This window comes from Pseudomonas sp. PK-RTE-24, from assembly GCF_054052265.1.
The window spans coordinates 2,856,269-2,871,493 of record NZ_CM133224.1 but is presented as its reverse complement, the minus strand read 5'-3'; the positions used below and the strand labels follow the sequence as shown (position 1 = coordinate 2,871,493).

Sequence of the window (15,225 nt, the reverse complement as noted above, 5' to 3'; positions counted from 1 at the left end):
TTCGATCAGTTGGTGACTGCAACATACACAGCGCCGCTGTCCGAAGTGCCGTCGCTGTTTTCTACTTTGACGACCAGCGAAATCTGCTCCGTAAGGTTCATCGGCCGCCAGTGAGCCTGGTATCGCCCTTTGTGATCGGTAAACGACTCAGTGAACGGTGCTCCATTAGTGGAAACAAGGATTTTCCGTCTGGGCATGGGCTCTCGCCCCTCCTTGGCCACAATCAGCGCGGTCATGGAGACGTAGGTCTGCAAGGGAACCGGATTAGGCGACGCAACAACGGATTCCACCGCTGCTGGACACTCAGTGACGGTCAACCAGAGCGTTTTTACCACCCAGCCAGCCAAACCACCCTTTACCGACGCCCGCAATGCAGCCTCGCCTGCTCCTCCCAAGACAATGCGCGCCGTTGCCTTGCCTTCGGCATCCGTCAGGGTTGTCGGCAGCGAGGTGCGGTCGTACTCCCACATCACTTCGACATTGGCCAAGGGTTGCGCGGTACTGGCTGAAACGACCAGGACTTGCGCGGTCATCACCTGCCCCGGATACCCGCTCGGATCAGCGCTGATCAGTTCCTTGATCTCCCGGGGCTCGTGCAGCAAAAACGGTAAAGAAATCGATTCCGAATACAGCGCATCGCCCACCGTAGCGGTCAGTTGCGCCGCACCCGGTGTTGTCGGCACAAACCGTATCCGCGCTTCACCGTAGAAGTTGGTAGTGGTGGTCACCTCACCAAGGTCCGGACTGCACCAGACAACCTTCATCCCCACCATTGGTCTGCCACTGATGCCCGACACAATGGTGATCTGCTCAGATACAGCCTCGCCCCAAAACAGCGTCTGACTGCTGCGCGAACGATCCGCAATTTTTACCACCTGCGCGCCTTGCCCCAGCGACATTGCAATAACCGGAGAAAGCCTGGCCAACCGCGCCGAGGAAAAGCGCAGGCCGAAACGCCCGTCCTTGAGGTCGCCCGCGTTGAACCGATAGGTCATTCCAGCGCTCGAGAAAAGCCTGGGGTCACCCAGACGTGGCTCCTCGAAGCGCATGCCCAATTCCGTCGGCCCGGTGCCGGTCATGCCCAGCGTCAGGTGCTGGTCAAACAACGCGCTGCCCGCCGGGGCACTCACGCGCAATTGGTGCTGCCCCTTGCGCCGAGGGAACTCAGCGCTTTGACCCAGTGGCTGAAACGGTTGGGAGTCGAAACTGTATTCAAATCCGGCCCAGGGATCCCCTTCCAGCGCTAGAACCTTCATGGTTCGGCGCTCTTCAAAACGGTCATAAGGGCTGATAACCGCCGCTGTCACCACATGTTCACCTGCGGTGGATGGCGCAAAGGGAAAACCACTCCAGCCATCGGCAGCCGTCCTGTGCTCTTCGGTGCTGCCGTCGCCTGTCCATTGAACAGGCACTTGATCCAGGGCGAGGTCGGGACGATAAGGGGAGCGTACCTTCAGCCACATCCACGCAGGATCCTGCCCAATGACCGGATCCACCGCAGATGCACGGGCGTCTTCGATAGTGATTTTATTGTGGCCCAAGGTCATCGTATTGATGTCGCTGAAACCATGGGTATCGATAACGAACCGAAGTGCGAAGACACCGGGTTTGGTACTTTTTGAACAGTCCAGCGTCCAGATAAACCCGCTGTCATCCACAAAATTTTCGCTTCCGCGGGGTGGACTCAATTCGATTCCGAGCTCTGCCGCCGGGCTTCCACTCCATACCAGATCCATGGCAATACCCACTAAAGGGCTTAGCGCATTGGTGCGGAAGATATAGCGATGTACAGCGCCGATACACGGAAAGAGTGGCTGGCCCCTGAGATCGGTCATCTGATCCAGGACCACGGTCATTTCTTCATGGAGGTCAGGTGATAACAGTCGGCAAGAAAAATCCTTGTTCGTGAGAGTGTCAGTGCGCAAACTCACCTCGAAAATACTGCTGGTACTTTCGATACGATCAGAGCTGAACAACCAACTCAGATCTTCCCCTTCGCGCAATATTCTCGGTACGTCAAGGTCGCTCACCGCCAGACCGTTCTCTGGATTTTCGTTCCGCCATCCGAGCGTAATTGCCTCGCCAATCAACGGGCTGCCCGCTAATGCCCGGACCGTCAGGATATGCCTCTGGCCGCGCTTGCATGCGATTCCGTCATGGGCAATCGGAACGGCATCAAACGTGATGCTGACCTTGTCCTTCCATTCGTCTCGTGCAAACGCCGTGACCGAAAATGAGTGTTCATCTGCCGGTCCGCCTTCGTAGGCACTCACACTGGCGGTAATCGTCTCGTTGCTCAAAGCCGTCAACGGTCGGTAATACAGGCTGGCCCAGCCCCCACTGCCGGTACGAGACTCGACAATGCCCTCGGGGGTTTGCCAGTCGACGATTGCATCAATCACTGGCTCACCGGCACCTTTGTCAGTGACATGCACCACCTGCACCCGCATCAACGTCTTTTCGGAGTCCTCGACGACCGGTGTAATATTCGGGCCGCGCGTGTCAGCGATCCTGACCTTGTTGCGCGCCAGCGACATGGGTTTACGCGGCGATGGCAGTAACAGCTTCGAGCAGACCAATGACAGTTCGAAGCGACCGTCCAGCCAGTCCTCGCAGGCCAGCGTCCAGAGACTATCGTCCCCATCGAAAGCGACCGGTTGCTGGAGTGGCGGGTTGACCGTGACCTTCAGCTCTTCATGCCCGACGCCGCTCCAGTGCAGCGATAGATCAGTCGCCAGCAAAGGGCTGTCGGCGGGCAAGCGCACAATGAAGGGGTAATCAGTGCCACGATTGGGATAACCGGTCGCGCTCCACAGGGTTACCTGCGATTCGACAACGCAACGCAAGTCCATCCAGGGATCGGTCGCCAGCACCGTGACCGAAAACTCGAGAGTCACCTCGCCACTAGGGTAATAAGGACTGTCGACCGAAGCTGTGAGGACGAAATCGCCTGCTTGCTCAGGAACGAAATCGAAGTAGACCAAGCCTTGTTCATCAGTGATGCTGGTGCCCAGCACACCTTGCCCGGCAGTCGTCCACCTGACTTCCCGGCCATCAAGCGCCTGACTGGTGTAGTAAGAGAGAACCTGCACACCCAAACGGACGCTTTGCGCATACTCCAGGACCGGGTAATAAGCCGCGCACTGTACTTCGCGAAGCGCTAATCGATGATGCCCCAACGATACGTCAATCGTGTAAGGCTCGGCGTTGTACTGGTTCACCAGACTTATCGTGAAGTCATGAGCCTTTTCCTCCTGCATATCCGGGCAATCGAGCGACCACTGCGACAATAGCGGTTGATAGGCGCCCCAGTCGGGGGTCGCCTTGACGGACTCCATCGGGTTGCCGTGAATGATCAATGCGATATTCGTATCCAGCCAGGCGCTGCCGTCTGCCGGAATAAAAGACAGGCCGTGGGGAATGAACAGAGAGTCATTCGGGTCATCGCCAAGGGAAGCGCCCAGGCAAAGGTATAACGTCTGGCCTGGTGGCAGATCTTCGCTATCCAGTCGCACCGTCTGCAGTTGCAGCGGTTCAAGCTTCAGTTGCAGGTCGATTCGAGTGATGCAGATTGCCGAACGATTGTCGCCCGTGTTGTCAGGGACACCGCTGACCTCGAAGCTCAATGCGTCATCGCTGACGAATTCCAATTGATCCAGCGACCGTTGATACGCGCGCGGCTTGAATTCAAGCGGCTGTCCCGCCAGCCGTCGGGCGTTTTCGAGCTCCGGGTTCCGACCTTCTTGCGCCGTGAGCTCGATGCTCATCAACACTTCACCGCGCTTGCGGATGTGCAACCAGCCCGATTCGCCCGACCATGAAACGCCGGGCCGCAGTTCACATAGAAACGTCAGTTCGTAACCGGCTTGTGCACCGGGGGTTTTGGGAGCTTTGACTTCCTGTGTGGCCGAAGCCCCGACACCGACCTCCATGAAATTGACTAACTCGCCATCATAAAACTCGCTCGCCAGGCCAACCCTACCGCTGGTACGCCACTCTTTGAGTCGATCATTGAAGTCACCATTGAGCAGCAGGCTTTCATTTTTTTGCACGACGGGCTCATTCATGATCGCTGGCTCCGTTGCGTTGGCGCGCCAGATAGGTGTTTTCAGCCTCGGTCACCAGGTCTGTGACCTTTTGGACGTACGTCGGCTCGCCGGCCTTGATGGAGTACCGCACGCGAAGAATGATATTGGTCAAGGATTTGAGCATTGCAGCTTGCGGCTGATTAAGCGGGCGAGGAAAACTCAGCCGCCAATGGGAAACGGCACCCGTGTATTCAAACGGGTTGAGCAATCCTTCGTCGGGTTTCTGGTGGGTCTGGCCATTATCGCCAAGCCCGACCGACAAAACGATCTGCTGACCGCTGCGCAGGTTGAACAGCAGATCGCCAGGTGCGATTGCGGTGGGCTTATGCAAATACTGCACAGACTGTGTGGTCGGTCGGGTCGCGGTCACGCTACTGATCTGCAGCAACGTTGCCCGCACATCCTCGTAGGGACCGGCCAGCACAGGCAGATCGACTTCCACCGAACTGATCTGCCGGCAGAAATGGCCAGGATGATCACGGTCGAACAACAACTGGGTCAGTCTGAACTCCAACACACCTGTTGCCATCAATTGCGCGTGTGCATCTGCCCAGCTGGTTATGCCCTCTTGAGGCTCGATTCTGTCGTCGAACAACTGCCGCAAGGAAATGGTTTTGATCAGTTCCGGCCGCCGCTCGTAGCTTTGCAAGCGCCTGCGCTCCTGGTCCAGCAGGTACATATGCAGTTGTTCACCCGAGCCCAGACCATAACGGTGATCGAGCCAGGCCTGAGGCAAAGGGACGGGGGCATCATAATCCCCGGTTTCGGCAGCCAGTGAAGCCTGAGCACTAAGGCACAGGCTGACGACTGCGTCGTACGCCTGATAGTGCAGAGCCTTGAGCTGGCCAAGCATCCAGCCGAACAGCTCGGCATTGCTCGCGCGTTTTTTAAGGAAGTTGTACATGGTCAACGCTTGGCTGTTGGCCCTGAGCGTCTGTTCAAGGCTGGACCTCGCCGCGCTGACCGCATGGCTTTGCGCTTCGATCTGCGCATCGATTGCGCCCACCTCCGCCAGCGCCTGATCGCGTTGCAGCGCCCACTCACTGCGGCGACGGCGATAACCTTCAGTGGTGGCCTGTCGGTCGGCGTCGATTTGCAGCAATGACGAAGAAACCTCCAGGCCGAAAGCCACCGCATCGAAAGTGTGTTCGGGTTTGAAGCCACCGTTGGAAGTACCATAGATTTTTGGCAACGCCGCGATGACGCCCCCTGCCACCCTGACAACTTTGGCCTGCAGTGCTGATGTCTTCGACTGCTGCAGACTGGCCATGACCTGATACTCGATCGGCGAAACGTTTTCGCTGTAACGCATTGCATAGGCGTCGGCCCGGTCCTGCGCCATTGCCCGACTCTGCTTCAGCGCTGTGACATTCGCCTCCAATTGGGCGATGGATTGTTCCTGTACCGTTTCGGCATAGCGACCCAGCTCGAGCAAATGGTTCTGCTGCGATTCTTCCTGCTCGGCACGGTCGCGTTGCTCGAGCAGACGCAGCACCAGACTGCCGAAATCCCGCAGGCTCTGTACCCCGCGCAACGCGACTTCGAACGTGACCCGCCAGCGATACGCATTGACCACCAGGCGCCCGCCCATCGGTCTGGGCCCGGCCGCGCTACCAGCGGCCAGATCGCGGAGCAATTGCCTGGGATCGGTCATCGGGCTGAACAGCAACACGTCCAGCGGTTTGCCATCGATCGTGAGATTGTTGCGCAGGTTATCAAGGCGTTGCTGCGGCTTTGCGAACAGGTCGAGCAGCGATTGATTGATCGGAATTCTGAAAGGTTCGCAGGCCAACAAACCCAGGATCGGCGGGGTGTCGGAAGCGATCGGGTAATCTGCCAGGTTGAAATCCAGCGTTTTTTCAAGCGCTTCAAGCAGGGGTCGCGATTCGCAATTGTCCAAGAGGTTTTCCACGGTGTCGGTCTGCCAACGAGTCGCGGTGTCGGCGGTGGGCGCCTTGCCCATCAGAAACCCGGCCTGGACATAGCAAAGCTTGGCGGCCACCAGACTGTCACGGGTCAATTGTCGGTAATACCAATCGCCCCACGCCATCAGGTTTTCTACGTAGTCGGTGAACATCAGGATCTGAAAATGTGCGGGTGCGGCATAGCCAATGGCATCCGGATCGAGGGGATTCTGAATTTCCCACCCTGGATTGCCCGGCGCTGTTGCGATATCCAGAGGCCGGCAACGCCAATACGCCGGTTTCGGGTTCGCGATCGGAACCGGCGGATTGGCCGGATCTGCGGTGGCCTGTGGATCGAATACGTAATGCAGCCAGCTCTGCGCTTCCTGAAAGCGTTCTTCGTCGCGCAACCGGGTGGCGATCAAATGCGGCAGGTGAAAAAACAGCTCCCAGAAGTTCAGACCATTGGCACCGTCGAAGGCACCATTGGGTGGTTCAACGAACTCTGCGCCGATCGGCGACGGCTCGCGAATGAACTGGTTGGACCAGTCCAGCACGGCGTCCACGGAAATATTCGAGCATCTCACCAGTTCCGAGCCAAACAAGGAATTGAGCCGAATGAATTTCAACGCCAGTCCAGTTTGATTGAATGAAAGAAACTGTGCCCCGTCGGTACTGTTCTTGTGCAGAGCTGGCGGGACGAAATCCATGAGATCGACAATCGTCAGGTCGAACTCTTTCTGTCCTGTCGGGGAAGTGGGAGAGGCGAATGAAAAAATGACTGGCGTGGGCCAGGTGCCTTTCGTCCGCGAGGAAGTCCACGACTGAGTTACCCAGCCCCCGCCTGCATCCTGTTCTTCGAGGATCGGCGGCGGGTCACTATCAGAAGGCAGACCTGCAATTTGCAGCTCCATTTTCAACCGAGCGCTGTCCAGGCCCGTGGGGCTGCAAAAACCCTGCACCGTCAGCACATCTTTGTCATCCGCGCGCGTTGCCATAACGTGCAGGTCGAGATAGGGCGTCAGGGAACCATGGGTCTGTATGCGAGTGACAACAGTCACCTGACTGTTCAGTGGGTGCTGAACCGTATCGTTGCTGACAAATCGCTCCTCAAGCGCCAGATCCAGCCATGCGCCACCGTCCAGAAGGGGGCGCATCAGAACGTCGTAGACACCATGCACCCGCAGACTGCCGGATGGCGAAGATAGGTTGCCCGTCAGTAAAATCCCCAACTTGCCCTTCGGATTCAGATAATCGACCTGCACCGTCGCAATCAGTCTGGAGCTCGCCAAACCCTCGTCCTTGTGTTCTGAACTGTGCACACACAACGGCGCAGACCACTGCCCGTTCTGCTTCATGAATGCCAGATTGATCACCAGTTTGCTCGGGCTGAGCGACTCCGCTGCACTCGCGACTACCGCGTCGCGCCATTCGGCCCAGACCACACACAACCGGCCATTCCAGAACACCGGGCGGATATCCAGCACCTGATCGGCGGTCGGGATTTCCACGGCCTGCCATTCACTCCAGACCGCCGGATTGACCGAAACGCTGGTTGCGCCCAGTTCGATCTCGGCCTTGCGCCAGAAATACTGAAACGGCTGCACCCGCTGCCGCCCCAGAAAGTAGTAATCAGCTTTGGCCGGTGTCACGCCGTCCATGAAACAGCTGATCACATCGAGATCGCAGACTTGTTCGAATGCCTGCAAATAATCCTGCAGCGCCGCCTGCACGGTATCTTTGTCCAGACGGGCCTGGTTCAGGTTGTTTTCCAGATTCTTGAACAGACTGGTTTTGCGCAATCGCACCGATGGAACGATGAAGTTTTCCGCATAGCATGAAATCTGGTGGGGCACGGTCCAGTCGGGATAATTGCTGAAAATCTCCCATTCGCGCAGATGACGCTTGTCGAACTCGTGATCCCGGAATCCTGGTTCCAGCTTTCGATACACCGCATGGATGTACTGCTGCACACAACTTATCGCTTCGGCAACTCTGGAACTCTTGACCTGATAAGTATCCAGAGGATCCATGCGCAGCAATTCAAACAAGTCTTCAGGTGTTTTCAGAAAAGGGTATTTATCATTGGCCACTTGACCGATGCAGTATTCAAGAAGTGCCGAGCGACGTTTTTCCAGCAGCCCGCCAATATTACTCAGTGCCATGATCTTGCTCCTTGGAATATGGCCCGGGGAAAAACGTTCGCCAGGCGGTATGCAACGCCCTGCCGCTACTCCCTGGCAAAGGTAATGGCATGGGGGAATATTCTTTCGCTTTCCCCAGACTGAGAGCGAACGCTGAACACGAATGTGCCGCCCGTCTTGCTTGAGACAAAAACCCGGGTAAGCCCCTGCTGATCAGTGAACCCCTGCGCCGGCCGAATAGTGACGGCATCCATCTTCGCGGGCGGAACGCTCTTGCCGAACCACTCCACGAGCGAGTTTTGTCCGCGGTTTCCGTAGTCGTCCTCCAGCACCGCATACAGTTCTACTTCATGACCGTATTTCACTGTTTCCAAAGGCGTAGGTGAAAGTTCTGCAATAGGGAACGACAACGTAGTGAAGTCGGCAGTTATTTCTATGGGAGGGGCGTATTGCGGCTCGAACAAGTCCAACCAAAGCATTGGCGTGTCGCGGCCCATGACCTTGCCGGGGATGAACTCGGCCAAAAGTGTCCCGTCCGTTCCCGTCGCCTTGTATTCAATGGTGCCCAATGTGGCGCGCCAATAAACATTGACGCCACTCAGCGACTTTCCATTGGCGTCTTTGAGGGTCACTTTATAAGTGACTTTTTCGTCTGGCTTGTTAGCCACGACGGTGCTGTCATCCACCACTTCGCACGTGATTGTGACCAGCCCTTTGACGTCGCCTGGAACGTGCACGATCGGGGCACGAGTATCGGACTCGCCGAGCAGGGCATGTTCGGCGGCATCGGCATAGGATTTTTTGTCGACGGTTTCGGGCAGATTACCAATGAGAAAAATCGTTAACGCATCCATGCCGCTCTCGGTGGACAGCGCCAGCACGCGCATCAACAAATCGAGCTGGGGAAGGTTTTTCAACACCTTCAGGTCGGGATCGATGCGGCTCACACATTCGCGCACTTCCTGAACGCTCCAGCCAAAAAAATCGGCCAGTTTGATCGCCGCCGCCTGTTGTGCCAGCCATCTCGCATCTCCGGTGACATCCGGCAATGCGTTGACCTGGCGCAGGTAGTCCAACAGCTTCTGTGGCGGTTGGCCGCTCGAGGCTGAGGCGAGGGCAAAAGCGCGAGTGAGCATGGTCAGGTAATAAAGCGTGCGCATCGTCAACGCATGCTTGTCGTCCTGAACCAGCCAGTCCTTGTAGCCGCTATCCAGATAATCCTGCAACAGCGCCGCGCTTAACCCCAGGGTCGACACCACCTCACTGCGCCGGCGAACTTCAGCCAGTAGATCGAATGATGTGTCGGCAACTCGGGGGCGAGTTCGGCCGCCCCCTTCGCTCCCCGCATCCGCTTGCTCCAGCACATGCAGCAGTAACTGATGCACCGTGACGTCTGCCCAGTTCAGGACCGGCAATGCCTGATCCACGCCAACGCCGGCGTATGCCGCCAGCGTCTCCTTGACCAGCGAAGTCTGCGCATCGCGCATCTGTAAAAACGCGCTGACCATGCTGTCGATGATGCTCTGCCGCAACGCTGGCTCGATCTCACCCAAGGCGCTGTCGACCGCCCAGGCGATTTTTTTATGGACGGAGGCCAGATACATCTCAGCGCTTCCCTCCGGAGGCAGGATCAAACCATGCCCGTCGGTTATCGGCCCCAGGCTGTCGGCGGATGTCGCGAGAAATTCGATCCAGTCCGCGGCCCCGGCTGCCGGAACGCCTGCCATGAGAAACGTACTATTGGACAACTGTGCAGTCGGCAGCAAATTGCGAACCTGCTCGAAAAACTGCTCATCCTGTTCGGATGGATCCTGAGCCGCTGGCGCAGCGACCGCATGCTGCAACACCCACAACACCGGCAGATTGTTTTGCGCGCACCACTGCACGCAACTTTGCATAGCCTCGATCAGTTCCAGCGCATCCGGTGAACCGTCCGGTACATCGTGGATGACAGGAGTACCGGCCAAGCCATTGACCCAGTCATCGCCGCCCAGGATCGATAGCATCAGCACGCCTTCAACCGGAGTGATGTTCAACAGCCGGGCCAGCCTCACCAAACGGTAGAAGCTCGAGATGATCGCTGCGTTGCGCTTCAATTTGTCGGTCAAGCCATGAGCCTTGGCCACAGCGTTCGCCAGCACGTAATAAGTCTGCGGATCAATCGCCAGACCACTGCAGAGCTGGCTGATCGTCAGATCCACCACGCCCGGTATCGGCGCCACCGCAAACTCATCGTTGTCGAGCTTGAAAGGCTCGCGATAACCGGTTTGAAAATTGAACACCTGATCGAATTGCGAGAGCGCTTCACCGCGGCCATAAACCGACAGCTCACCCACAAACACAGCAAAGTCCGCGGCGGTGCATTCGTAGCGCTCGCGCAACGTCTGGAACAACCCAAGCGCATGAACCGCGCCACTGGAGATGTCCATCTCGTTGCTGTGACCTTTCGTTGAATTGCCGCGCCCTGTTGCCCGGATGACCGATGTCAACACTGCGTCCAGCTGTTCGAACGGCAATCCTGTCCAGTTGGCCAGACGCACCATCTGATTCATCCGGGTATAGCGGTTGAACCCGATGAGTTCGTCGGGGATTGCCGTCATTCGAATGCGAGGCATGGTTGCAGGATCGAAACCCACCGCCGGCGCAGTACCGTCATTGATGTAAACCGAACCCGAGCGCTCGCTTTCAGGCTGCTTGGGCGTTTCATCCGGGTAGGTCACATTGGCCGAGCGCACGGGAGCAAAGTCGCCAATCGACAGAAGAGCCTCGATCTGTCGGCTGTCGAGCTTGGTGCGCTGACCGAAAAACTCCACCTGATTGAGATTCGAATACATCTCGGTATAGGTACCAAAGTTGTGCGCAAAAAAATCTTCGCGAAGGGCGAAATCCGCACGCGGTTCGGTCAGCAACTGGCGCTGATAAGGGCCAAGCCGCGAGGCATGGGCGAAACCCTGTGCAGTATTGGCACCTCGAGCATTGGCTTGCAGAAAATAGGGATAAGCCAGGTCGACCCGGTGCTCGAAGTCGCCCACCGACAAGTCATGAAACTGCGCGATACCATCAATTGTGACCCAATGCTGGTAATAAGGCAGACCATTGGGGTAGCGGGCTGCGATCAGCGCGTCTTCGATGGATTCGATATCCGTTTGCGCCGCGATGAATTTCTCCAGCACCTCAACGATGATGTCCACAGAAGAGATCGATTGATAAACCGCATTGAAGTCGACCTTCAGTGCCAAGAGATCTGTGCGCCGGTTATGCAGCGAGAAATCGTCTTCCTCTCTGATACCCTCCAGACGGTCACGAACCCAGCGCAACAAGTCGATCAGATACGCCACTGGCGACCAGATGGACTCCAGTGCATCTGGCGGGCACAACGCGGAAAAATCGGTACCGATCAGAGCGTGATAATTGGGACCGTCCACGATCGATAACAAACCGCTGGAGCTGCGCTTTGGCGCGGGCCTGGTGCCCCTCAGCGTCTGCTCGATAAATTGGCGCCGCTGAGACGTGGCTATGCTATTGGCGCCGCGCCAATATTGTTGCGCTTGCTCAACGCTGAGCTGATGCTCTTGGACCATGTATTGAACACCCCTTTCAACCAGTGGATAAATTGATCCACCGTTTTGCAGGTATGTCTCGAGGTTCTGCAGTCCGACGTTCTGTGCTCGTTGTTCCTCGCTGAACAACTCATCGAACAGTTGCAGGGCGGGACGGCGCGAATCAACCATGATCAGATTCCTTTAGGCGACAACTGGCCCGCGCAACCTGACGTCCTTCGTCAGGCTGCACATTCAGTGAGTACGATTGAGCGCTTCGAACGCCGTCAAGTCCACTGTCAGTTCTGACAGTTTTGATAGCCGTTCGTCGGAAGCCGGATTTCAGGAGTCGGCGTGGGGCAAGCGCGCAGCTTCGACTTCAAAACGCGCACTGTCGGCCCAATCAGACATCGTTGCGTCATCCGCCGCGTCAGTCAGCGTCTGCCGGAATCGGTACCAGTTGCCCGCCAGAGGCAGTGCCCTTGTCGTAGCCTCGCGCCAGTGCTCATCGACCACGGGTACCTGAGCCAGCCACTGCACATCCGGGTTGTACCAACTCACGATGGCGCCCACGCCCGGACGGCCCTTGCCGCTGAACTGCACTGGATGACTGACCCAACGTCCGGCTGCAGGCCCGTCGAGCACAGGTCGGAAAGTACCCAGAATGACCGAGCGCAGGGTTTCAAATGATTCGAACCCGTCCAGAGATGCGACTGCCTCCAGCCGGTAAAGCCCCCCGCCGAGCAGACTATCGAGCATCACTGACCAGGTGCGATTTTCCTGCACGACGGCGCTTGCCGGCTCGGAACGCGCGGCACCGACCAGGGTCACCGTGACCGTATCGCCCGGCACGCCAAAACCGCACACCACCACCTGCTGCCCGATGGCATCGCCCTCGATCGGGGTTTCAATGAAGGGTGCCGCTGGCACAATGTCAAAGTGCAGCGGCTCGCTGTCTTTCGACTCTTGTAGTTTGCCGCTTTCATCCATGAAACTTTGCCGGGCCCAGATCGTTTTGCTGCCCACCGGCAACGTCACTTCGGCTTGCCAATTGCCTGCCCAATCCACAATGACATCACTGAGCAGAGGTTCGGCAAGCCCTTGCAGACAGACGTCGACAACCCCGCCCCTCATGCCCGTACCCTTGAGCAACGCGGTTCGTGGCAACTTGCCGTGTTGTATCGGCTGGAGAAATTCTGGCGGCAGCAGCACCACCGTCAATTCATGCTCGTCACTGTGTAGCGACGGTCGACCGTCCAGTGTCTGCTGGGCGTCAAAGGTGTAGAGCCTGAATTGCTCGAGACTCAGGTCAATCGACCAGTCGCCATCCTGGCTCAATATTTTCGGATCGCCCAAAGGACGATCAAACTGCTTGTCGCGCAGTTGCAAAGTGGCGCCGACCATACCCATCGTGCCCTCGACCGTTACAGCACGACCGACTTCCGAGCCGTCCGGCGGCTGGGTAATCACTGGCGTGACCATCGCTCTCCTGACAATGAAGGTCGTGGACGTCGGCTGCGAAGTTTGCTGCGCGGCGACTTGGGTTACCGTGACGGTATGTGTGATATCCAGGGCAAACTCTTTGTCGCGCCTGAACTGCCACGTGTCAGCACTGACGATGCCCTTGTGCACAATGCCGGTTTCGTCGCTGTACTCAATGTTCACGGTTGCACCCGGCCAGCACGTGCCGCTGAACCTGGGTGAAAGTCCGTCATCCTCAGGCTCGTTCAGGCCAGGTGCCTGCGGCGGGATGGTGACTTTGAGGACAAACCAGTTTGGCGACTGGTGCCCGTCGAGATATTGCTTGATGTGGACCTGACGCTCAAACGAGGGTCCCCAGACCGTTGAAGCCTTGGTAGACCACCGCCCGCCAGCAACCTCCACTGCTGGCGCTTCGAGATCTCCGCTATTGGGCCTGCGTGGATTCACCGTGGCGCCGTTAAAGCCTTTGCCGCTGAAGGTCGGTTGGTAGTCGTTGGTGAATTGCACATCACTGACATCGGGGAGGATATTTTTTACTTCGAAGGTCAGCGGCAGCGAGTCGATCCAGCCGCTGGCGTTGTCGGCGATTTTTTGAATGACAGAGACGTTGTAGGTACCCAAAGGCCACTGCGCTGCGGTTTCCCAGATGCCTCCCGGCATCACTTCAGCATTTGCAGGCGCGGGAACTTGCACCGCGCCCCCGCTGACGGTGAACTGGATTTCAGATTTGAGATCGCGATCGTAATAACCGTTACCGGCAAAGGTCACCGTGGTCCCGGAGATGGTGACGTTGGGCTGTTTCAGAGTGGGGGGGCGAATCCTGAAGGCTTGTGGTGCACTGCGTCCGGATGACACGTCATCCAGATCCTGTTCGACGACCAGGCTGATCGGCCCTGGCGGCACGTTGATCATCCCCTCCCACGCCCCGTCTGCATTGCTAACGACTTCCCAATCACGAACAGGATCATTCGTCAGATCAAAAAATGCTCTCAATCGCGCCCCAGCCAAGCCGTTGCTTCCTGTCAGAAGGAAGTCTTGTTCATAAACTGTTCCCGCAGGTGGCTCGGATATTAACGGCAGCCCCATGACTCTGAAAGTTATGGCATCGGTATAAAAATGATTGATATTGGGTGATTTAAGTTGGGCAACAACCGAGAACGTCCCGCTGCCAGAGACCTTTATTGCCGGAGCCTCCCAAGTCGTATCGGTCTCTCCGACAGTAATAACCTCGCTCCAGTTTTCATAATGATCCAAATGCCCAACCACTCTAATTACAGTACCCGGCGCAGCCATTCCTCTGAAACAAACCAGATCCTTTGCCAAAACCAACGCATTAGCTGTCGGGTAAGTTATTCGAGCGCGGTAGACTGTTACATAAGCCGTCCGCTCGGAAACCTTACCGGCGTACATTTGATATGCTTGAAAACTTAGAGAATTCTTGTTTTCTGCCACGGTGACGGGCACTGACCAAGGATCGTAGAAAGCCTCTTCTGCCCCAATCGTACCGCGCCCATCATCCAAGACAACAGTATAACGGTATATTGCTCCCGTGCCCTTGACAGAGAAAGTTGAAGATGTGAAGTTTCGGATTGCACTGATGGTTGGAATGGGCATCCGATAATTGGCAACCTTGTAGGTTTTCAGAACCGGATCACTTGCGTTACCCACATCATAAATATAATCAAACCCCACTGTTACGTTTCTTTGATTGGCGATAATCGTTTCTCGATAGGGTTCATCAAGATCAATCCACTCACCGGTCTGGCGAGCACTGCCCGTCAGTTCTCTTACATCACCTTCACCGCTAACCAAAGAAAGATAGAATTTTACATTCCCTTCATAACGTCGATTCTCTTTTGCTCTGTACGCTGACACGATGCAAGTAAATGTCGAACCATCGTAGGAGTAGGCATAGCTCACTCGAAGCTGCGCCCACCTACCGTCTTCTTCCGCGTGAAGCTCATGGGTTACAAATGTCACATCCGTTCCGATCTCCTCAGCGCAGACTACCTCTTGTTTCGGGGGCAAGCTGTCGGAAGGATCTTTAATACCATCATCTTGTTCCATG

4 protein-coding genes are annotated in these 15,225 nt (G+C 56.8%); all 4 read right to left on the bottom strand.

Annotated features, from left to right (window positions below; all coding sequences use genetic code 11):
* Positions 1-5: 5 nt before the first annotated feature.
* The 4 genes from ACV8MC_RS12850 to ACV8MC_RS12835 all read right to left on the bottom strand — a co-directional run bounded on the left by ACV8MC_RS12850 (position 6) and on the right by ACV8MC_RS12835 (position 15,224).
* Entirely contained in the window at positions 6-4,067 is a 4,062-nt protein-coding gene (locus tag ACV8MC_RS12850; RefSeq protein ID WP_457265479.1) for an Ig-like domain-containing protein, read from the bottom strand.
* Positions 4,060-8,157: a Tc toxin subunit A-related protein gene (locus ACV8MC_RS12845; RefSeq protein ID WP_457265477.1), complete on the bottom strand. Its 4,098-nt coding sequence runs from the start codon at positions 8,155-8,157 to the stop codon at positions 4,060-4,062. The genes ACV8MC_RS12850 and ACV8MC_RS12845 overlap by 8 nt, the downstream gene beginning before the upstream one ends.
* Positions 8,158-8,222: 65 nt before the next feature.
* Entirely contained in the window at positions 8,223-11,867 is a 3,645-nt protein-coding gene (locus tag ACV8MC_RS12840) for a Tc toxin subunit A (RefSeq protein ID WP_457265475.1), read from the bottom strand.
* 150 nt (positions 11,868-12,017) lie between these two features.
* Positions 12,018-15,224 carry a hypothetical protein gene (locus ACV8MC_RS12835; protein WP_457265473.1) on the bottom strand — a complete coding sequence of 1,069 codons (3,207 nt, stop codon included), beginning with the start codon at positions 15,222-15,224 and terminating at the stop codon, positions 12,018-12,020.
* Position 15,225 lies beyond the last annotated feature (1 nt).

What these genes read in the sequence shown, in the direction of transcription:
- ACV8MC_RS12835 (WP_457265473.1), bottom strand. Translation starts at nt 15,224, where the DNA reads ATGGAACAAGATGATGGTATTAAAGATCCTTCCGACAGCTTGCCCCCG.
- ACV8MC_RS12840 (WP_457265475.1), bottom strand. Translation starts at nt 11,867, where the DNA reads ATGGTTGATTCGCGCCGTCCCGCCCTGCAACTGTTCGATGAGTTGTTC.
- ACV8MC_RS12845 (WP_457265477.1), bottom strand. Translation starts at nt 8,157, where the DNA reads ATGGCACTGAGTAATATTGGCGGGCTGCTGGAAAAACGTCGCTCGGCA.
- ACV8MC_RS12850 (WP_457265479.1), bottom strand. Translation starts at nt 4,067, where the DNA reads ATGAATGAGCCCGTCGTGCAAAAAAATGAAAGCCTGCTGCTCAATGGT.